Origin of the sequence: Pseudoalteromonas sp. NZS71 (assembly GCF_015864715.1) — a bacterium.
In the GTDB taxonomy this organism is placed as follows: domain Bacteria; phylum Pseudomonadota; class Gammaproteobacteria; order Enterobacterales; family Alteromonadaceae; genus Pseudoalteromonas; species Pseudoalteromonas arctica.
The window spans coordinates 92,765-112,955 of record NZ_JADYWS010000008.1; the positions used below are offsets into that span (position 1 = coordinate 92,765).

The 20,191-nt window shown below is 41.4% G+C and carries 20 protein-coding genes; 3 read left to right on the forward strand and 17 right to left on the reverse strand.

Going from position 1 to position 20,191, the window contains the following annotated elements; all coding sequences use genetic code 11:
- Positions 1–2 precede the first annotated feature (2 nt).
- The 15 genes from ftsZ to mraZ are packed head-to-tail and all read right to left on the reverse strand — an operon-like array spanning position 3 to position 16,725.
- Complete coding sequence (gene ftsZ, locus I6E85_RS07130) at positions 3–1,250, reverse strand: cell division protein FtsZ (RefSeq protein ID WP_007582938.1); 1,248 nt, start codon at positions 1,248–1,250, stop codon at positions 3–5.
- Positions 1,251–1,271: 21 nt separating this feature from the next.
- Entirely contained in the window at positions 1,272–2,504 is a 1,233-nt protein-coding gene (gene ftsA / locus I6E85_RS07135) for a cell division protein FtsA (RefSeq protein WP_007582937.1), read from the reverse strand.
- The gene (locus I6E85_RS07140) at positions 2,501–3,280 is read right to left on the reverse strand and encodes a cell division protein FtsQ/DivIB (protein WP_024590214.1); all 780 of its coding nucleotides are present in this window, start codon (positions 3,278–3,280) and stop codon (positions 2,501–2,503) included. The genes ftsA and I6E85_RS07140 overlap by 4 nt, the downstream gene beginning before the upstream one ends.
- 1 nt (position 3,281) lies before the next feature.
- Positions 3,282–4,202: a D-alanine--D-alanine ligase gene (locus tag I6E85_RS07145; protein WP_197236758.1), complete on the reverse strand. Its 921-nt coding sequence runs from the start codon at positions 4,200–4,202 to the stop codon at positions 3,282–3,284.
- On the reverse strand, positions 4,199–5,650 hold the full coding sequence (gene murC / locus I6E85_RS07150; protein WP_197236759.1) for a UDP-N-acetylmuramate--L-alanine ligase: 1,452 nt from the start codon (positions 5,648–5,650) through the stop codon (positions 4,199–4,201). Before murC ends, I6E85_RS07145 begins: the two co-directional genes overlap by 4 nt.
- Positions 5,651–6,727 (reverse strand): undecaprenyldiphospho-muramoylpentapeptide beta-N-acetylglucosaminyltransferase, encoded by a 1,077-nt coding sequence (murG, locus tag I6E85_RS07155; protein ID WP_024590212.1) that lies wholly within the window; start codon positions 6,725–6,727, stop codon positions 5,651–5,653.
- Positions 6,724–7,899 carry a cell division protein FtsW gene (gene ftsW / locus I6E85_RS07160; RefSeq protein WP_007582927.1) on the reverse strand — a complete coding sequence of 392 codons (1,176 nt, stop codon included), beginning with the start codon at positions 7,897–7,899 and terminating at the stop codon, positions 6,724–6,726. Before ftsW ends, murG begins: the two co-directional genes overlap by 4 nt.
- Entirely contained in the window at positions 7,896–9,230 is a 1,335-nt protein-coding gene (gene murD, locus I6E85_RS07165; protein ID WP_197236760.1) for a UDP-N-acetylmuramoyl-L-alanine--D-glutamate ligase, read from the reverse strand. The genes ftsW and murD overlap by 4 nt, the downstream gene beginning before the upstream one ends.
- On the reverse strand, positions 9,231–10,313 hold the full coding sequence (gene mraY, locus I6E85_RS07170) for a phospho-N-acetylmuramoyl-pentapeptide-transferase (RefSeq protein WP_007582922.1): 1,083 nt from the start codon (positions 10,311–10,313) through the stop codon (positions 9,231–9,233).
- Entirely contained in the window at positions 10,313–11,695 is a 1,383-nt protein-coding gene (murF, locus tag I6E85_RS07175; protein WP_197236761.1) for a UDP-N-acetylmuramoyl-tripeptide--D-alanyl-D-alanine ligase, read from the reverse strand. Before murF ends, mraY begins: the two co-directional genes overlap by 1 nt.
- Entirely contained in the window at positions 11,692–13,170 is a 1,479-nt protein-coding gene (gene murE, locus I6E85_RS07180) for a UDP-N-acetylmuramoyl-L-alanyl-D-glutamate--2,6-diaminopimelate ligase (protein WP_197236762.1), read from the reverse strand. The genes murF and murE overlap by 4 nt, the downstream gene beginning before the upstream one ends.
- Entirely contained in the window at positions 13,163–14,980 is a 1,818-nt protein-coding gene (locus I6E85_RS07185) for a peptidoglycan glycosyltransferase FtsI (RefSeq protein WP_010554293.1), read from the reverse strand. Before I6E85_RS07185 ends, murE begins: the two co-directional genes overlap by 8 nt.
- Positions 14,977–15,303, reverse strand: coding sequence for a cell division protein FtsL (gene ftsL, locus I6E85_RS07190; RefSeq protein ID WP_007582915.1), 327 nt, complete (start codon positions 15,301–15,303; stop codon positions 14,977–14,979). Before ftsL ends, I6E85_RS07185 begins: the two co-directional genes overlap by 4 nt.
- The gene (gene rsmH / locus I6E85_RS07195; RefSeq protein ID WP_008167099.1) at positions 15,300–16,238 is read right to left on the reverse strand and encodes a 16S rRNA (cytosine(1402)-N(4))-methyltransferase RsmH; all 939 of its coding nucleotides are present in this window, start codon (positions 16,236–16,238) and stop codon (positions 15,300–15,302) included. The genes ftsL and rsmH overlap by 4 nt, the downstream gene beginning before the upstream one ends.
- 28 nt (positions 16,239–16,266) lie before the next feature.
- Positions 16,267–16,725 (reverse strand): division/cell wall cluster transcriptional repressor MraZ, encoded by a 459-nt coding sequence (gene mraZ, locus I6E85_RS07200; protein WP_197187820.1) that lies wholly within the window; start codon positions 16,723–16,725, stop codon positions 16,267–16,269.
- Positions 16,726–17,221: 496 nt separating this feature from the next.
- Here mraZ and I6E85_RS07205 point away from each other — a divergent pair, with 496 nt between their 5' ends.
- The 3 genes from I6E85_RS07205 to I6E85_RS07215 are packed head-to-tail and all read left to right on the forward strand — an operon-like array spanning position 17,222 to position 18,266.
- The gene (locus tag I6E85_RS07205; protein ID WP_010554292.1) at positions 17,222–17,560 is read left to right on the forward strand and encodes a hypothetical protein; all 339 of its coding nucleotides are present in this window, start codon (positions 17,222–17,224) and stop codon (positions 17,558–17,560) included.
- 6 nt (positions 17,561–17,566) lie between these two features.
- Positions 17,567–18,013, forward strand: coding sequence for a hypothetical protein (locus I6E85_RS07210; protein ID WP_024590208.1), 447 nt, complete (start codon positions 17,567–17,569; stop codon positions 18,011–18,013).
- A gap of 10 nt (positions 18,014–18,023) precedes the next feature.
- Entirely contained in the window at positions 18,024–18,266 is a 243-nt protein-coding gene (locus tag I6E85_RS07215; protein WP_024590207.1) for a hypothetical protein, read from the forward strand.
- A gap of 3 nt (positions 18,267–18,269) precedes the next feature.
- Here the strand turns inward: I6E85_RS07215 and I6E85_RS07220 are convergent, their stop codons facing one another.
- Together I6E85_RS07220 and I6E85_RS07225 are read right to left on the reverse strand one after the other, a co-directional pair.
- On the reverse strand, positions 18,270–19,244 hold the full coding sequence (locus I6E85_RS07220) for a glutathione S-transferase family protein (protein ID WP_197236763.1): 975 nt from the start codon (positions 19,242–19,244) through the stop codon (positions 18,270–18,272).
- 21 nt (positions 19,245–19,265) lie between these two features.
- On the reverse strand, positions 19,266–20,108 hold the full coding sequence (locus I6E85_RS07225) for a pirin family protein (protein WP_024609124.1): 843 nt from the start codon (positions 20,106–20,108) through the stop codon (positions 19,266–19,268).
- Positions 20,109–20,191 lie beyond the last annotated feature (83 nt).

The window sequence follows — 20,191 nt, forward strand, 5'->3', positions numbered from 1 at the left end:
TGTTAATCAGCCTGCTTACGTAAAAAAGCGGGGATATCAAAATAATCACCACCTTCTGATTTATCCGCTTTTTTACTATTTTGTGCTGAAGAGCTTGATGCACTGCTTGAACTAGTTGTAGGCGCTTTTTCTTTGCTTTGCGTTTGCGCTTTAGCGGTGTTTTCTTCAGTGTTTGTATCTTGGCTTGCAAAGCTTGGTACGTACATACTGCTCGTTTGGTTTGATGTGCTTGCAACATCAGAACCTGATGCTTTTTTAAAGCCGTTATCAACAATACCAAACTGTGGACGACGATCGCCGCCTAAGCCAGTTGCAACAACCGTTACACGTAGCTCATCAGTCATTTCTGGGTCGATTACCGCACCAACAACAACCGTTGCGTTTTCTGACGCAAGTGCTTTAACGTGATTACCAACAATTTCAAATTCTTCAATCGCAATGTCCATACCTGCGGTGATATTAACTAAGATACCTTTAGCACCTGTTAAATCAACGTCTTCTAGTAGTGGGCTTGAGATAGCCGCTTCTGCTGCTTCTTGTGCACGATCAGGACCTGACGCAGACGCCGTTCCCATCATTGCAGTACCCATTGCAGACATTACAGTTCTAACATCGGCGAAATCCACATTAATTAAACCAGAACGTGTAATTAGCTCTGCTATACCTTGTACCGCACCAAATAATACGTCATTAGCTTTAGCGAAGGCATCTAGAAGTGTAGTCCCTTTTCCTAAAACTTTAAGCAATTTATTGTTCGGAATTGTAATAAGTGAATCTACAATTTCTGACAATTCGTTAATGCCTTGTTCAGCGGCTGCTGCACGTTTTTTACCTTCAAAATCAAAAGGACGTGTTACAACTGCAACGGTTAAAATACCGAGTTCTTTAGCAATTTTAGCAACTACCGGTGCAGCACCAGTACCTGTACCACCGCCCATACCGGCTGCAATAAATACCATATCGGCGCCTTCAAGGCTGGCACGAATTGTATCTGCATCTTCTTCAGCCGACTTACGGCCTACTTCAGGGTTTGCGCCCGCACCCAACCCAGAGGTTATTTGCGTGCCTAGCTGAACTGTAATATCGGCAGCAGAGTTACGTAATGCTTGCGCATCCGTATTAGCGGCTATAAAACGCACGCCTTCTATTTGTTGTTTTACCATGTGCTCAACAGCGTTACCGCCACCACCGCCCACGCCGATTACTTTTATTACAGCTTCTTCGCTGTGTTGTTCCATTATATCAAACATGTTTACTCTCCGACTTGAGTCTTAAAACTCGCCTTGGAACCATTTAGTAATGCGGTTCCACCAATTATTGTTATCCTCTGCTTTCGACTTTTGTGCATTCATCGATTGCATGGTACGCCCGTATTGTAACAAACCAACAGCGGTTGCGTACGAAGGATCATCTACATAGTCTGTCAAACCAACCATCCCGATTGGCTTGCCTATTCTTACTGGCATTTGGAAGATGTCTTCTGCCACTTCCATCGCGCCAGTCATTTTAGCAGTTCCGCCTGTAATAACGAGACCTGCCGCAATTTGGTCTTCTAAGCCTGAACGACGAATTTCTTCCATCGCAAGCTCAAATAATTCTCTAAAACGAGGCTCTACCACCTCAGATAATGTATGGCGCGACATTAACCTTGCTGGTCGTCCGCCTACACTTGGTACTTCAATTGTGTCTTCGCTACTTGCCATTTGGCTACTAGCACATGCGTATTGTACTTTGAGTGACTCGGCATGTGATATAGGTGTGCGAAATATTTTTGCAATATCACCAGTAACTTGGTTACCCGCCACTGGAATAACCGCAGAGTGACGAAGTGCGCCATTAATATAAATGGTGATATCCATAGTGCCGCCACCAATATCAAGTACTGCAACACCTAGCTCTTTTTCGTCATCTGTTAGTACAGAATAACATGACGCTAATGCAGTAAAGATAAGTTGATCGACTTCAAGACCACAGCGCTCTACGCATTTCTCGATATTTTTTGCCATATCGTTTGAGCACGTAATAATGTGTGCACGCGCTTCCATACGAACACCACTCATACCAAGTGGGTTTTTAATGCCCTCTTGCATGTCGATACTGTATTCTTGCGGCAATGCATGCAGCATTTTACGTTCTGCCGAAATAGGCACAGAACGCGCAATATGAATTACATTTTCAATGTCTTCGTCAGTGACTTCAGTGTTATTAATTGCCACCACGCCACTTTCATTTTGACACTGTATATGTTTGCCAGAAATACCCAAATACACAGAGCTAATACGACAATCAGCCATTAACTCGGCTTCGTCTATTGCTCGGCGAATAGACTCAGACACTAAGTTTAAATCGTTAACGCCGCCTTTATCCATACCATGAGATACTTGGCTGCCCACACCAACAATGCTGAGCTTGTTATCTGCGGTGATTTCACCTACCGTGGCAACCACTTTCGAGGTGCCAACGTCTAACCCTATTACTAGGTTTCTTTCTGCTGACTTAGTCATGCCTTACTCTTATTTTGTAATTGTTCTTCTTGCACTGGCTTAAAGCTGACTGCAAGGCCGGTATCATACCGTAAATCTATTGTATCTACTTGTGCATCTGCACGTTGTTCCATTCGTGGATAAACGTCTATAAAACGTTGTACACGCTTGGCTTTATCTTTACGTCCTAAATTTAAACGTATTCCGTTATCTAACCATAGTTGCCACGAAAAGCGCTCCGACAATGCCAAACTTGTTAACGTTAAGCCGTTAACTTTTAGCATTTCATCAAATTGCTTAAAAGCAATCCACGCTTCTTCTTCGCTGCCTTCTGGGCCGTATAACTGCGGTAAGTCATGATCTAACTTATCGCTGCTGGCTTGAAATGCCTGACCACTTTGGTTGAGCAATAAGTCGCTATTCCAATGTGCTACTACTTCATGTTCAACAACATATACTTGTATAGTATCAGGCCATTGTTTACGCACCGAAGCGGTAGCAACCCAGGGTAAGTCTTGAACTAGCTGCTGCACATGCTTGACATCGAGTTCAAAAAAACTACTTAAATCGGCTTTTTTAATCGCTTTTATAATTGCCGTTTCATCTGTGTATTTAGGCTGCCCTTGCACTGTAAGGTGCTTAATTTGAGCATCTTTGTTTTCAACTAACCAATCCGATACACCTGTTGTAATTTGCACTAAGCCAATTACAACTATCAGAAAAAAGCTCACACCAAAAATCAGAGACCAATTAAGTTTCAGTTTGATTTCCTGAGCTTTTTCTAAAAGGGGATGCATATTAAAGCGTTTGCTCTAAAATGCGAACAACTAATTGTTCAAAAGTTGCCCCATTCGCTTTTGCCGCCATTGGCACTAACGACTTTTCAGTCATGCCTGGTACTGTATTTACTTCAAGCAGGTAAAAATCACCTTGCTCGTCTTGCATCGCATCAACACGGCCCCAGCCGCTTGCGCCCACTAAATCAAAAGCATCTAGCGATATAGCTTGTAAGTACTTAGTATCTTGCTCTGATAAATCTGCAGGGCAATGATACTGCGTTGTATTTGATTGATACTTAGCTTGGTAATCGTAAAAACCATTTGGCGTAGTCATTTCAATGACTGGTTGTACTTCATCGCCAAGCACTGTAACTGTGAATTCACGTCCCGTGATCCACTGCTCTACAAGCACTTGATTATCAAACTTAAATGCATTAGCTAGTGCGTCTTCAAGTTCTTGTGCTGTACTTGCTTGCGCCATACCTATGCTTGAGCCTTCGTGCGATGGCTTAACCATTACCTTTTTAAACTCACCCATAATAGCTGCAGCATCAAAGCCTTTTTTAGCGTCAACTACGGCATAAGGTGCAGTGCTTAAACCCGCTGATTTAAATAAGTGCTTACAACGTACTTTATCCATAGCAAGTGCTGAACCCAGTACATTACTGCCCGTGTAAGGCAGGTTCATAAATTCAAGCGCACCTTGTACAGTTCCGTCTTCGCCACCACGACCATGCAAAGCAATAAAAACGCGCTCTACATTTAATTCTTTTAACTCCCACAAAGAACGACTTTGCGGGTCAAATGCAATTGCATCAATGCCACTATTTTGCAGCGCATTTAAAACAGCCTGACCCGATCGTAAAGACACTTCACGTTCTGCTGAGTTACCACCTAGCAGTACCGCTACTTTACCAAATTGTGTGTTTACCTGAGTCATACTTCACCTTGCTTAAGTTTTTCTATCGACATACCCGTCGCAGCTAATGTTTTAACTAACTGACCTATATTACCAGCGCCTTGGGTTAATACTAAATCATTATTTTGTAAATTTGCGGCCAAAACGCCTGCAAGCTCTGCATTTGTTGCTACATGCAGCGGCTCTTTGCCACGTTGACGAAGGCTACGGCATAAGCTTTTGCTGTCTGCGCCAATAATAGGATCTTCACCAGCGCTATACACATCAAGCAGTAGCAACTGATCTACATCAGCAAGTACTTTTACAAAATCTTCGTATAAGTCGCGTGTACGGGAAAATCTATGAGGTTGATATACCATTACTAAACGCTTATCAGGCCAACCTTCACGTACTGCTGCAATTGTTGCTGCAACTTCTGAAGGATGATGCCCGTAATCATCAACTAACATGACATTGCCACGCTCGTTTTCGAATTCACCATAGTGTTGAAAACGACGACCAATACCTTCAAACTTCTGCAGCGCTTCTAAAATTGCATGATTCGCAATATTTTGATCTTTTGCCACAGCAATCGCAGCGGTTGCATTAAGTGCGTTGTGTCTACCTGGCATATTCAACGTGGCAGTTAAACACTCACCTTGCTTGTTAGTTACTGTAAATGTGCATGTATTAGCTGATTGGCTAAAGTCGCTCATGCGATAATCAGCATCCTTCGATTCGCCATACGTAATAACTGGGCGACCAAAGCGCGGGATAAGTTCAGCAGCAACTTCAGAATCAATACATACAACAGCTAAACCATAAAACGGCAAGTTATGGATGAAATCTACATAAGTGTCTTTCATTTTTTCAAGACTGCCGCCATAAGTATCCATGTGATCTTCTTCAATATTTGTGATCACTGATACCATTGGCTGTAAGTGTAAAAACGACGCGTCGCTTTCATCAGCTTCTGCAATTAAGAAATCACTTTTGCCTACTTTTGCGTTACTACCTGCGCTATTTAACAAGCCACCAATAATAAAGGTTGGATCAAGCCCTGCTTGTCCATAAATACTCGCAATTAAGCTTGTTGTCGTTGTTTTACCATGCGTACCCGCAATTGCTATACCGTGGCGAAAACGCATTAATTCAGCCAACATTTCTGCGCGGCGAACAACAGGAACTCTTGCGGCTTTAGCTGCAATAATTTCAGGATTTGTTTCATCAATCGCACTTGAAACAACGACTACATTGGCATCTTTCACGTTATTTTCATGATGGCCTATAAATACTTCTGCACCGGCTTTAATTAAACGATCTGTCATAGCGCTATGGGCAATGTCAGAACCTGTAATACGGTAGCCTTCAAAAGCGAGTACTTCAGCAATACCGCCCATACCTGCTCCACCAATACCAATAAAGTGAATGGTTTCTATTCGGCGCATTGCAGGGCGTGTGTGTTTTTCTTGTACTGACGTTTCTTTCACTTATTTTCTCTTATTTGTTACTTGCTCACAGTGCGTTGCTACGCTTGCTGTGGCATCTAAAATGGCTTGTTTTTTTGCATTTGTAGCCATTTCAGTAATTAATGAAGGTTGGGCTAAATACGGGCTTAATAGTTCAACAATTGATTGTTTATTAAACTGCCCTTGTGGCATTAATAATGCGCCATTAGCCATCACTAAATATTGTGCGTTCGCTGTTTGATGGTCGTCCACGGCATGTGGAAACGGAACAAAAACGGCCATTTTACCTGCCGCTGCAATTTCGCTAACAGTTAACGCACCAGCACGGCAAACAACAATGTCAGCCCAGCTATACGCTGCGTCCATATCATCAATAAATTCAGCTATTTTTGTATTACTGCCTGTAAAAGCATGCATTTTATAAGCTGCTTCTACGGTAGTTAAATGACCCTTACCTGTTTGATGCCATATACTTATTGGAGCTGTATTATTTAGTACTTTAAATGCTTCTGGTAATGTTTGATTAAGCACTTGTGCACCAAGCGAGCCGCCCACTACTAAAATATTAATAGGGCTTGATACATCGCGTTTGGCTATATTCATAACGCTTTGGCGAACTGGGTTACCTACTAGCTCGGCTTGACCCTGTGCAAAAGCATTTGGAAATGCAGCTAATACTCGTGTAGCCACCTTGGCTAGCAGTTTATTGCTCATACCCGCTACAGCGTTTTGCTCGTGAATAACCAGCGGGATACCTAAACTTTTTGCTGCAATTCCCGTTGGACCCGTAACATAACCGCCCATTGCAAGTACTACATCAGGACGCTGCTCTTTCAATACCTTACGCGCCTGCAATACTGCATTAATTACCATGAATGGGGCTTTAATAAGACGCTTTAATCCGTTACCACGAACACCTTTAACGTTAATAAAATCAATATCTATATTGTGCTTAGGTACAACGCTCGCTTCCATTCGATCTGGTGTGCCGATCCAGCTAACTTGCCAGCCCTGCTGTTTTAAATAATCGGCCACTGCAATACCGGGAAAAATGTGTCCGCCAGTTCCACCAGCCACTACTACTAATTTTTTACTCATCGCTTACCTCCGCGTGAGGTGGCTTGTTTGGTTGCCATTTTGGTTTCAAAATCTACGCGTAATAAAATACCCGTGGCAATAGTCATAATTAATAAGCTTGAGCCGCCATAAGAAATAAACGGCAGGGTTAAACCCTTCGTCGGTAAAATACCCGCGCTCGCACCTACATTCACCATGGTTTGAAATGCAAACCAAATACCAATGGCAAATGAAAAGTAGCCTTCGTATTCCTTGCCGCACTTAAGGGCTTGTTGGCCTATTAATAAGGCTCTAAATACTAAAGTAGCTAATACCGTTAAAATACTTACAACGCCTATTAAGCCAAGTTCTTCACCTATAACGGCAAAAATAAAATCGTTATGTGCTTCAGGTAAATATTGTAGTTTTTGTACACTGTTACCTAAGCCTTGACCAAACCAACCACCTTGGCTATAAGCCATTAGCGATTGAACCAATTGGTAACCCTTTCCAAAAGGATCATCCCAAGGGTCTAAAAAGCCGACAACACGCGCCATTCGATATGGTTCAACAATAATCAGTAATACAACCAAACCGACGCCAGTTAGAATAAGTACAAAGAACTGCCATAATTTAGCGCCAGCTAAAAACAGTAAACCAACCGTTGTTACAAACATAACAACCACTGTGCCTAAATCTGGCTGCAGCAGAATAAGCAGTGCATACACTGCAAATACAGCAATTGGCTTTGCAAAGCCTTTAATATTTTCTTGTACTTCTTCGCGTTTTCTTACCAAATAACCCGCAATATAACTAAAAAAGTACAACTTAGCGGCCTCAGCCACCTGAAAACCAACAGGTCCAATAGGTATCCATCGTTTAGCGCCGTTTACTTCACGCCCAATAATCAATACCGCTATTAATAGCACCATGCCTAGTATTAATAGATAAGGGTTTGATCGTTTCCACCACTCCATTGGCACACAAACGCTTATCCAAAAAAGCACAAAAGCCATTGCTAAAAACATGCTGTGGCGAATGGTAATATGGTACGGGTCATCAAATAACCGCTCTGCGGTAGGCATTGATGCGCTGGTCACCATGATAAAACCAACACCAATTAGCATTATTACGCAGTACAATAGCGGTACATCGTATAACTGCGCCGAAGGCTTAGGTGTTAATGCGTCTCTTATATCGGCAAAAGCAATCATAACGCCCCTGCCATTACACACTGAACAAAGTCATCACCGCGTTGCATATAGTTGTTATACATATCAATGCTGGCACATGCGGGTGCTAATAAAACAATATTGCCTGTACTACTAAGTACTTTGGCCAAAGTAACGGCTTCTTCCATATTGTTAGTTAAATAACTCTTATTGGTAATCGCAGCTAAGTCACTTGCATCTTTACCAAAACAAATTAATGCTTTTACATGCTGTTCTATGTAGGGTTTAAGCGCATTTAAATCAGCACCTTTGGCATCGCCACCAGCAATAACAATCAGATTTTCACCGTCACTAGCTAAACTATCTATTGCAGCAATGGTCGCTCCAACATTAGTTGCCTTTGAATCGTTAAAATACTTTACACCGTTAAGCTCAGCTACAAATTGGCAGCGATGAGCCAATCCATTAAATTGACCTAACGCATTTTTATATTGCTCTTTGCTGACTTCAAACGGACTTAAGAGCGCCATTACTGCAAGCGCATTTAAATAATTGTGCTTACCCACTACCGCAAGCGTATCAACAGGTAAAAAGGCATCGCCTTTAACCATAAAGTGAGTTTCGCCATTGTGCTGCGCTAAATGGTAATCACCTTGTTGAGCACCAAAGCTAATTAAAGGGGTTGTACCGCGTTCAACTGGATGTGTTTGACTATCGTCTGCGTTGACAACAATAAGCTCTGCGAAATTATAAATACTTAGCTTTGAGTCTATATAAGCTTGGTAACTGTCGTAGCGGTCAAGGTGATCTTCTGACACATTTAATACCGTTGCACTTACTGGTTTTAAACTCGTTGTGGTATCTAACTGAAAACTCGATAACTCAAGCACATACACATCAAAATCATCATTGAGTAAATCAAGTACCGCTGTGCCAATATTCCCACCCAAAGCAACTTTATAGCCGGCTTCTTTTAACACTTCATAAGCGAGCGTAACCACGGTTGATTTACCGTTAGAGCCCGTTACTGCAACAACAGGTTTTGTATTAATACGTGCAAATAACTCAACGTCGCCAATCACTTCAACACCTGCGTTAATTGCATCTGCAACAGCTGGTATTTTTAAGCTAAGCCCAGGGCTTATAATAATCATATCGCTTGAACAGAGCTCTGCGTCATCTAAATTACCAAAGTGGGTATCTAGAGTTGGAGCGTGCTCTTTTAACCAATCAATCCCCGGCGGGGTTACTCGGCTATCAACGACCTTTGGTGTGAGGCCATGAGATAATAGAAAACGCACAATGCCCAGACCGGTTACACCGAGTCCGAGCACTGTTATTTGTTTGTTTTTTATCTCGTTTAAATACTGCATTTATCGAATCTTTAAAGTAGCTAAGCCAGCAAGCACTAGCACAACAGAAATAATCCAAAAGCGCACAATAACGCGAGGCTCTGGCCAACCTTTTAATTCATAATGATGATGAATCGGCGCCATTCTAAAAATACGTTGACCGCGTAATTTATACGACCCCACTTGTAATATCACCGATAGTGCTTCCATTACAAATACACCGCCCATAATAATAAGCAGTAACTCTTGGCGTACTAAAACAGCAATAATACCTAATGCACCACCAAGTGCTAATGAACCAACATCGCCCATAAATACTTGTGCTGGGTAAGTGTTAAACCATAAAAAACCAAGCCCTGCGCCCACAATGGCAGTACATACAACCACAAGCTCACTCGCCAGCGGTAAATGTGGAATATGTAAGTAAGCCGAAAAGTTAATATTACCTGTTAAATAAGCAATAATTGCCAGTGCCGAAGCCACTAAAATAATTGGCACAATCGCCAAGCCATCTAAACCATCGGTCAGGTTTACCGCGTTTGATGTACCTACTATGGCAAAATACGTAAGCACGATATAAAACAAACCTAATTGCGGTAATACGTCTTTAAAAAATGGAACAACAAGTGATGTTTCAGATGCTTGTGCACTGGTAAAATACAAAGCGGTAGCTACAACTAATGCAATGACCGACTGCCAAAAGTACTTCCACTTAGCAATTAAGCCTTTTGGATCTTTACGAATAACTTTACGGTAATCATCAACAAAGCCAACAATACCTAAAGAGCCAATTACAAACAGTGTTGCCCATACGTATTTATTTGATAAATCGGCCCAAAGTAGCGTGCTGGTAAAAATGGCCGCTAAAATAAGTAAGCCGCCCATAGTCGGTGTACCCGACTTAGACAAATGCGATTGCGGACCATCGTCGCGTACTGTTTGACCTATTTGCATACGTTGCAAACCACGAATTAACTTAGGTCCTAAATAAAGAGACATAATTAGCGCAGTTAAAATACCTAAAATGGCACGTAGCGTTAAATACGAAAAAACATGAAAACCACTAAAATACTGTGTTAAATACTCTGCCAGCCAAACTAACATTATGATACTCCATTGATGGCTTGTTGCTGGCCATTAACTAAATCGGTTACTAATAATTCCATGCGAGAACTGCGCGATCCTTTCACTACTATTGTTGTTTTAGTATTCACTTTATTAATACTTTCTTGAATTTTTTGCTGCATCTGTTCGCGGCTCGAAAAGTGGCGATTAGGGAGTTCAAACACATCACTTGCGTATTTACTTAATACACCTAATGTAAATAACTCATCAATCCCTTGCTCAAGTGCATACTCGCCAACTTCTTGATGGTACTTACGTGCATCTTCACCTAGCTCACCCATATCTCCCAGCGCTAAAATGCGGTGACCTTGCATATCACTTAACAAGTCAATCGCAGCCTTTACCGACTTAACATTGGCATTATAGGTATCATCAACCACGGTGAGTAAATCAGACACTTCAATTAAATTAACGCGCCCTTTTACATCCCCCATTGTGGCAAGTGCATTGGCTATTTCTTCAAGGGTTACATTAAATTCACTGGTCAGTGCAGCAGCGATAAGTGCATTACTAATATTGTGCTTACCCGGAAGTGCCAAAGTAACAGGTACTTGCTTGTTTTTAGTGCAGAGCGTAAAGCTTGCACGCGCATTGGCATCAAGTGTGATGTTCTCTGCCCAAATATCTAGTTTTTCAGTTGTAGAAAAACGTTTAACATTAAGCCCTTCAAGCTTATCTAACCAATATTGGCTAAATTCACTATCGCAGTTAACAATCGCAACGCCGTCATCTTTAAGGCCATCAAAAATCTCACCTTTAGCTTTTGCGACGCCCATTAAACTACCAAAACCTTCTAAGTGGGCTGCTGCAACATTACATACAACGGCTACATCTGGTTTTGTCATTGCAGTGGTGTAAGCAATTTCACCTAAGTGATTTGCACCCAGTTCAATAACCGCAAAACGATGTTGAGGCTCTAAGCGCAATAACGTAAGTGGGACGCCAATATCGTTATTAAAATTACCTTTAGTAGCTAATACATCACCGTGAACCGACAAAATTGCCGCACACATTTCCTTTACGGTGGTTTTGCCTACACTCCCTGTAATTGCTATTGTTTTAGGCGCCACTTGCGCCATAACAGCGGTGCCAATTGCACCTAGTGCAATACGTGTATCGCTTACTATAAATTGTGGAATATCTACATCAACTTTGTGCTGAACAATAACGCCAATAGCGCCTTTTTGTTTAGCCTCAGCTATAAATTTATGCCCATCAAAATTTGGCCCTTTCAGTGCTAAAAACACTTCGCCATCGCACACTGTGCGAGTATCAGTATTTATATTAAGCACGTGTTGATTATCACCTTGATAATCGGTTGTTAGCACATTAGCTAACCAATCAAAATCCATTGGGATCATTGTGTTATCCCTCTTACTGCTTTTTTTAGTTGTTCTTGTACATACCGGCGATCGCAAAAGTCGATTCGCTTATCGCCTATAATTTGATAATCTTCGTGGCCTTTACCTGCAATCAAAATAACGTCATCAGCTGTAGCATTTTCTATAGCAAAACGAATTGCAGTTGCTCTATCAGCCTCTAAATGTGCATTTTGAGGATGGGTTAAACCACCTGCTACATCTGCAATAATGTCATCAGGATTTTCTGAGCGAGGATTATCACTGGTAATAATAACTTTATTAGCGTTTTGCTCTGCAGCTTGCGCCATTAATGCGCGTTTACCTTTATCTCTGTCACCACCGCAACCAAATACACAACTTACACCACCTGGCACATGCAGCTGCAATGCTTGTAATGCAAGTGCAAGTGCATCGGGTGTATGTGCGTAATCAACAACACACGTCGGCATGCCTGCTTGGCTAAATGCTTGCATTCGCCCTGCTACTGGCTGTAACTGCGCACAACCTGCAACTAATTGCTCAAGCGGATAATCAAGCCCTAGTAATGTAGCGATCGCGGCCGTTAAGTTATATAAATTAAATTCGCCAAACAGAGGCGATTTAATCGACATATCACCCCAACTAGTCGATAACTGCGCCGAAATACCTTCACTTGAATATTCAACATCAGAAAAATAAACGTACTGAGCATTCTTAGGGGCTAAGTTTTTGCGGCCATAACAGATTAGGTTATTAAAATCATACTTTTCAAGCCATTGCTCAGCTTGAGAATCATCTTGATTAAGCACTACAACTTGCGGCTCAAAATCACGGAAAAGCATTAGTTTCGCATCACCGTAACTTGCCATATCCCCATGGTAATCTAAGTGATCGCGCGAAAGATTAGTAAACACAGCCGCTTTAAACGCGCATTTAGCAACACGCTGCTGCACTAATCCATGAGATGACACTTCCATGGCTACCAGCTTTTTATGCTGCGAATTTAAATCGCTCAAAATATGCTGTAAATCAACCGTTGAAGGTGTGGTATTAATCAGTGGAATTAAGTTATCAGGATGACCATAACCTAAAGTGCCAATAATAGCCGAATCAGTACTGCAAAATTGCGCTAAGTGGGCAATCATTGCTGTGGTTGTCGATTTACCGTTTGTACCTGTCACACCAATTAAATCAAGAGCCTGACTTGGCTGGCTATAAAAGCGACTTGCTAATTCTGGAAGCTTTTTATCAAGCTCCGAAACTAAATATAGCGGCTCAAAACTTGTTTCAAATTCACATAATCTGTCAGCAATAATAGCTGTTGCGCCATTTTCAATTGCTTTATTAATAAATTGACTGCCATCAAGTGCATGGCCTTTAATAGCAACAAATACATCACCTGGCGTTACTTCACGGCTATCAAGGCGTAAATGTTTTACCAGTTGCGAGGGCGCATCTATTTCGATGTATTTTAAAATATCCTTTAAATCACGCATCGTTATCTTTACCTTGTACGTACGCAACCTCTTCCTTGTCAGGCGCTACGTTTAATATTCTTAATGCGTTAGAGATGATTTCTGCAAATGCAGGGCCAGCGGTGGCACCTCCATAGTACACATCACCACCTGGTTCATTAATCATAACTACCACGGCTAAGCGAGGATTACTTGCCGGCGCTACACCTGCAAAATAACCTACATATTCATCACCATAACCACCTGCTACGGCTTTTTTAGATGTACCTGTTTTACCAGCTGCACGATACCCATCAACTTTTATGTTGCGAGCAGTACCGTCTTTTTCAAATACACTTTCCATCATGTGCACTACGGCTTCTACGTCTTTTTGTTTAAAAATACGCTCGCCTTCAGGTATATTGTCTTGCTTTAAAATAGTCAGTGGTCGATTAACTCCACCAGCGCCTAACATGGTATAAAAGCGCGCCATTTGCGCAGTACTTACCGAAATTGCATAACCAAATGATAAAGTGGCAATTTCAAAGTCAGACCAACGACGGTTTGGATAAAACAAACCGCTGCTTTCACCTACCATTCCAGTACCAGTATCACTGCCAAAGCCTACTTTTTGGTATAAGCCAACAAGATAATCTTTAGGCACTAACTGAGTAACCTTCGCAACTCCCATGTTTGAGGAGTACTTTAGTATTTCGCGCAGTGTTAGTTCGCCGTGATTGCGGGTATCTCTAACTAAACTACCACCTAAACGCATCCAACCTGGGTAGGTATCAATCGTGTCATCTGCCTGAATGGCGCCGTAGTCTAGCCCAGCCAAAATGGCTAGAGGCTTAACAGTTGAGCCTGGTTCAAACAAATCTGTAATTGCGCGGTTACGACGTTTATGAGGTGCAGCATCGCTTAAGTTGTTTGGATTAAATGAAGGGCTATTTACCATTGCCAGTACTTCACCGGTTTTAACATCAACTACCATAGCTGAGCCCGATGTGGCTTTATAAGTCAGTACAGCTGATTTTACGGCCTTGTACGCAATGGCTTGAATTCGTTGATCAATACTTAGTTCTATACTTTCTGGCTCTACACGTTCACGCTCGTCAAGTACTTCTACCTCACGCCCTTGTGCGTCTTTACGAATGGTACGGCGGCCTTCCTCGCCCGTTAAAGCGTTTTCGTATAGTTTTTCAATACCTTCAATGCCTTTGCCATCGATATTGGTAAAACCAATAACATGCGCGGTAACTTCACCTGCAGGGTAGTAGCGTTTAGATTCATCTAGTAAATGGATACCAGGGAGGCGTAAATCACCAATATAATTTGCTACAGCAGGAGTAACTTGGCGCTTTAAATACACAAAGCGACGCGAAGGATCGTTTAAGAGTCGAGAATTAATCTTTTTAGGATCAATACGCAGCACATCTGCAAGCTCACGCCAGCGTAAATCGTTTTTATAATAAAGTGCAGTACGTTTATCAAGCTCAACAGTGTTTTCAGTTAAAGATAAGTGATCTTCGCCGCTTTTGCGTGCTTGTTTGATTACTTTAGAAACAAGCGATTTATGTAATGCTTTAGGATCAGCATATACACTTACCACAGGCACACTTACCGCTAATTCTTTACCATTGCGGTCAAAAATCATTCCGCGTTGCACATGCAGTTTTTCAACACGTACCGTACGTTTATCACTTTCTGAACGTGCTTTATCGGGTTCTATCACTTGTAAATAAGCAGCGCGAGATACGAGTGTTACAAACACCATAAACACAACTGTACACACCAGCATAAAGCGCCATGTGATTAAATTAGTGACTGGTTTTTTGCCTCTATTTCTCATTGTACTATTATTACCTGCTCATCTTGACTCGTAGGTCGTTTCATTTTTAATTGTGATATAGCAACTTCTTCAATGCGCGCATGTTGCGAATAAAATTCTTCTTCAACAAGTAAGTAGCGCCACTCTAAATCGAGTTCATCACGTTCTTGTAATAATTGATCTTGCTTTATAAGTTGCCCACGAGCTAAATGTGTTGTTTGCACAACAGCTAAACTAGAAGCGAATATCACAACCAACAAGGCCGAGGTTAGCTTGTTAGCACCTAGGCCTTTTAATATTTCAAAGAATAAATTGGGTTGACGATAGCTCGCTTTTTTACTCATCCCAACCTCTGTGCAATCCTAAGTACAGAACTACGAGAACGTGGATTACGTTCTACTTCAACAGTACTTGGCTTAATAGCCTTACCCACTGCTTTTAACGTCAGGTTTTTATTTATTTGCGCATCAGTTAAAGGCAGACCTCTGGGTAACACTTCTCCCCTACTCTGTTTTCTAATAAACTGTTTTACAATACGATCCTCTAGTGAGTGAAACGAAATCACCACTAAACGTCCGCCTGGCTTTAGCACTTTAACTGCAGACTGTAGCGCTGTTTGAATCTCTTCAAGCTCGCTATTGATATAAATACGAATCGCCTGAAAAGTACGTGTTGCAGGGTGCTTAAACTTATCTTTTACCGGTACTGCTTCATCAACAAGGTCAGCAAGTTGCTTGGTTGTTGTGATTGGCGTGTGCTCACGAACTTCGAGTACTTTGTGTGCAATGCGTTTACCAAACTTTTCTTCGCCCAGTTTTTTTATTACGTGGGTAATATCATCTAACTCGGCTTCTGCTAACCACTGTGCAGCACTGCGACCTGTTGTTGGGTCCATGCGCATATCAAGTGGCCCATCTTTCATAAAACTAAAACCACGCGCAGCGTCATCCAGTTGTGGCGACGAGACACCAATGTCTAATAAAATGCCATCCACTTTACCAATGAGATCGTTCTGCTCTGCTACTTCGTATAAATTTGAAAAACGAGTATGTGCAATCGCAAAACGTGGATCATCAGCAAATTTTTCGGCTGATTGTATCGCTTGTGGATCTTGGTCAATTGCTTGCAGGCGACCTTCATCACCTAGGCGTGCTAAAATTTGTCCAGAGTGGCCGCCACGTCCAAACGTACCATCCATGTATATACCGTCTGGCTTAATTGCGAGGGCATCGATGGTTTCGTCCATTAATACGGATACGTGTTCAAATTGCGCTGTCATTAGCTATTATTTGCCTTTTTTTGTGCTGTTAGAGTGTAAAATTATCTAAATCTTGGTTAGGTTCAAAATCGCCAAGCCTTTCAAGCTCAGTATCTTGCTGCATTTGCTCGTGCCAACGCGCCTCATCCCAAATTTCAAATTTATTCATCAAACCAACTAGCATGATTTTTTTGCCAAGTGATGCATGAGCCCTCAGTGACGGCGCAAGCAAAATTCGACCATTTTTATCAAGTTGATATTCAGTAGCATTCCCGAGCAACATACGCTGCATTCGACGGGCTCGTGGGTTCATATTGGAGATTTTAGATAAACGGCTTTCTATTTCGAGCCACTCAGCCAGCGGATACAACCATAAACACGGCTCATTTAATGCGACGGTACAAATAACCGTTCCCTGATCTTCAGACAATAGAGATTCTCGGTACTTAGTCGGTACCGCAAAACGCCCCTTATCATCCAAACTCAGTGAACTCGCGCCACGAAACATAAAAAACCTACTTTAAAATTGTTTTATTCAACTTTTGTTTATTTTTATCCAGTGTGATCCACTAAAAACCACTTTTTACCACAGTGCTCCAGTTTAGGGCTTGACAAGCCATTTTGTCAAGTAAGCTGACCAGCTTTAGTAAGTCCCAAAGCTAGAAAAAATAAGGGCTCAAGCGAAGCGTTTGAATTACGTGGGAAAAAGTGGGATTGTGATGAAAAAAATATCTATTCTGTTTTTTATAACTTTCTGTTTACACGCTTTGCTTACTGAATAACCAATGAATATTTACAACTTTTTAAGCATTTTCACTCCCTTTGTAAAATTTACCTAACCGTGTAGTAATAGTTACTGTTTGCTTTAAATTACCAAATATGAAAAGTTATATATAAACAACAAAAACCAATAAAATCAATAGGTTAAAACAAATAACAAGTTTGGTTTAATCATTGCATCATCTAAATCACTATTTAAATTTTTAACTTATTAAGGATTGATTATGGCTACTGCAACAAATACGAAACCAAACACAACTTCAGATGTTAAGCCTGACGTTAAACTAACAAATACTGAATCACCTCTTACAGAGAAAGCAACATCAGCGGCGCACGATGCTGTAGATGCACTTTCTAGCAAAGCAGCAACAGCTGAAAGCAGTGTTCGTAAAGGCGCTTCGAGTTCAGCAGAAGCACTAAGCGAAAAACAGCTTATTGCACGCGAAAAGTTAAGTGAATGTACAGCTAAAACCCGTGCATTTGCTTCTGAAAATCCATTAGCAACCGCGGGTATTGCTTTTGCTGCGGGTATGCTGATTACATCACTATTTCGTCGTAAGTAATAAGTGATGAATAACCCACAAACAAGCGCAGCCAAGGATGGTGAAGCGCAAAACCAAACAACTGAGCAGCAGAGCCAAAAGGACGATTGGCAAGATCATATTGCAAAGCTTTTAGAGTACTCTAAGCAGCTCAAGGATGATTACCAAACTCAAGGAAAGATCACCCATCAGCTTGCTAAAGCTGAATGGCGGTTATCGCTTAGATCGCTTGCATTGATCACTATATTCTTAGGCTGTTTTGCCAGTGGTTTGGTTTTGTTGTGGGCAGGATTTCTAGGTGCTGTTGGATACGGTGTATATGATCTTTTTGGGTCAGTATGGCTAAGTATTGCAACAGCTACTTTGCTGCAAGTTGCTTGTTTAGCATGGCTTTGGAAAAATACGGTTTACCTAAGCAATAAAATTGGCTTTAGTAAAACACTTAAAAGCTTAAAACAACTGTTTAACTTATAAGGAAATTACTATGTTAGTTAACTACTTAATTAAAGCACCTAATGAAAACGTTGATGCTCTGAGTAAGCAAACGGATACGCGCAGTGAGTTAAAACGCCAACATCATGCAGCGTTTCAATATAGACTAAAGCGTTTTGCCGCAACTAAAGTGGGACTAACAAGTGCCTTTTTAGCCGGTGCAGCTGTACAAGCAGGAAAAGGCGAAACCAGCTTGGTAAGAAAATACGGCTGGCTTGTTAGGTTGTTTGCTTAAACGTTAAACATTTCTACCGTGATCAGATAAGTAACCAACACTTGGGCCACTTGGCACAACTTGTGTTGGATTGATCATTGTATGGCTAAAATAGTAATGACGTTTAATGTGGTAAAAATCAACTGTCTCTGCTACTCCCTTAACCTGATATAACTCTCTAAGGTATCCGCTCAAAGCAGGATAGCTTTCAATTGTGCGTAAATTACATTTAAAGTGACCAACGTACACACTATCAAACCGAATGAGAGTGGTGAATAATCGCCAATCTGCCTCTGTGAGGTTATCCCCTGTTAAATACCGCTGCTTGCTCAGTATCCCCTCTACTGTATCGAGTGCTTTAAATACATCATTAAATGCCTCTTCATACGCATCCTGAGTTGTTGCGAACCCCGTACGATAAACACCATTATTTATACTTGGATAAATCAACGCGTTTAATTCATCAATTTTTGGTTGCAGCGTCTCAGGATAGTAATCATCTTTATTACCTGTTAATTCATTAAATGCACTATTGAACATACGTATAATATCGGCAGACTCATTACTGACAATTTTATTTAACTTTTTATCCCACAATACAGGTACGGTGACTCGCCCGGAATACTTAGGATTATTTTTTGTATACACTTGATGTAAGTAGTTACTATTAAATAAAGCATCACCAGTACTGTGGTTTTGCGTATCAAAAGCCCAACCACTATCAAGCATATCAGGGCTAACAACCGACACCGTAATTAAATCTTGTAACCCTTTTAACGCTCTAAATATAAGCGTTCGATGCGCCCAAGGACACGCAAGTGATACATATAAATGATACCTGTTCGCTTGTGCTTTAAAACCGGCCTCGCCCGTTATTCCAGCGCTACCATCAACAGTTACCCAGTGACGTAACTGCGCCGCCTCGCGCTCAAACTTACCGTTACTTGAATCGGTGTCGTACCATTTATCTTGCCATTGACCGTTAACTAATAATCCCATAAAACTCTCCTAAAAATACCGTTAAATTTTGCCAAACTCGCCGTTTTGATAATCACGCACTGCTTGCTGTACTTCAGCTTGAGTCGTCATTACAAACGGCCCCATATGAGCAATCGGTTGATTGAGTGGATCGCCGGCTAAAACCAATACACCAGCGCCTTGTTCAGAGCTAATATTAATATCACTACCTGGTTCTAAAATAAGTAACTTGCCCGTTGGTATTGTTTGATTGTCGCTCATTATTAGTGAGCCGCTATGAATATAAAGCATTACTTTTTGTTGGCTAATAGGTTCTAAATTCATGCTTTTACCAGCGGGTAATGTAATATCAGCGAGCGCCGCATTAGCAGCTAAACTTTGCAGAGCGCTTGTAAGCGTTTCACTTTCGAACTGCCACGATCCCGCAAGTGCTTTTAACGTCACACCTTGCGTATTTGTAAAACTCGGAGCTGGGTTTTTAGTAGTATCTTGATAACGTGAATCACGCATTTTTTCTGCGCTTGGCATGTTGATCCAAATTTGAAAGCCATGCAGTCCATCTACAGCATCCGCGAGTGGCATTTCACTGTGCATGACGCCGCGCCCTGTACTCATCCATTGCACATCACCTGCTTTAATTGCTTCTCTGTTACCCATTTGGTCACGATGTTCAAAGCCACCTTTTAGAATATAAGTAAACGTTTCAATACCTCGGTGCGGATGCTCAGGAAAGCCTCCCATATAATCTTTTTTGTCGTCTGACTTAAGTTCATCAATCATTAAAAATGGATCTAAATATTTACCATCAAACCCTGGTATGCGGCTAATGCTTACGCCGTCGCCATCTTGAGTTGCATAAGCTGTAAGTATTTTTGATATTTTCATTTTTTAATTCACTCTAAAGAATAAGTTTATGAGGCTATTAAATCATTCATTAAACAAAACAACTATGTCTTTAAATCGACCTT

Excerpts from the sequence above, each read along its gene's own strand:
- ftsZ (WP_007582938.1), bottom strand. The coding sequence starts at position 1,250 with ATGTTTGATATAATGGAACAACACAGCGAAGAAGCTGTAATAAAAGTA.
- ftsA (WP_007582937.1), bottom strand. The coding sequence starts at position 2,504 with ATGACTAAGTCAGCAGAAAGAAACCTAGTAATAGGGTTAGACGTTGGC.
- I6E85_RS07140 (WP_024590214.1), bottom strand. The coding sequence starts at position 3,280 with ATGCATCCCCTTTTAGAAAAAGCTCAGGAAATCAAACTGAAACTTAAT.
- I6E85_RS07145 (WP_197236758.1), bottom strand. The coding sequence starts at position 4,202 with ATGACTCAGGTAAACACACAATTTGGTAAAGTAGCGGTACTGCTAGGT.
- murG (WP_024590212.1), bottom strand. The coding sequence starts at position 6,727 with ATGAGTAAAAAATTAGTAGTAGTGGCTGGTGGAACTGGCGGACACATT.
- ftsW (WP_007582927.1), bottom strand. The coding sequence starts at position 7,899 with ATGATTGCTTTTGCCGATATAAGAGACGCATTAACACCTAAGCCTTCG.
- murD (WP_197236760.1), bottom strand. The coding sequence starts at position 9,230 with ATGCAGTATTTAAACGAGATAAAAAACAAACAAATAACAGTGCTCGGA.
- mraY (WP_007582922.1), bottom strand. The coding sequence starts at position 10,313 with ATGTTAGTTTGGCTGGCAGAGTATTTAACACAGTATTTTAGTGGTTTT.
- murF (WP_197236761.1), bottom strand. The coding sequence starts at position 11,695 with ATGATCCCAATGGATTTTGATTGGTTAGCTAATGTGCTAACAACCGAT.
- murE (WP_197236762.1), bottom strand. The coding sequence starts at position 13,170 with ATGCGTGATTTAAAGGATATTTTAAAATACATCGAAATAGATGCGCCC.
- I6E85_RS07185 (WP_010554293.1), bottom strand. The coding sequence starts at position 14,980 with ATGAGAAATAGAGGCAAAAAACCAGTCACTAATTTAATCACATGGCGC.
- ftsL (WP_007582915.1), bottom strand. The coding sequence starts at position 15,303 with ATGAGTAAAAAAGCGAGCTATCGTCAACCCAATTTATTCTTTGAAATA.
- rsmH (WP_008167099.1), bottom strand. The coding sequence starts at position 16,238 with ATGACAGCGCAATTTGAACACGTATCCGTATTAATGGACGAAACCATC.
- mraZ (WP_197187820.1), bottom strand. The coding sequence starts at position 16,725 with ATGTTTCGTGGCGCGAGTTCACTGAGTTTGGATGATAAGGGGCGTTTT.
- I6E85_RS07205 (WP_010554292.1), top strand. The coding sequence starts at position 17,222 with ATGGCTACTGCAACAAATACGAAACCAAACACAACTTCAGATGTTAAG.
- I6E85_RS07210 (WP_024590208.1), top strand. The coding sequence starts at position 17,567 with ATGAATAACCCACAAACAAGCGCAGCCAAGGATGGTGAAGCGCAAAAC.
- I6E85_RS07215 (WP_024590207.1), top strand. The coding sequence starts at position 18,024 with ATGTTAGTTAACTACTTAATTAAAGCACCTAATGAAAACGTTGATGCT.
- I6E85_RS07220 (WP_197236763.1), bottom strand. The coding sequence starts at position 19,244 with ATGGGATTATTAGTTAACGGTCAATGGCAAGATAAATGGTACGACACC.
- I6E85_RS07225 (WP_024609124.1), bottom strand. The coding sequence starts at position 20,108 with ATGAAAATATCAAAAATACTTACAGCTTATGCAACTCAAGATGGCGAC.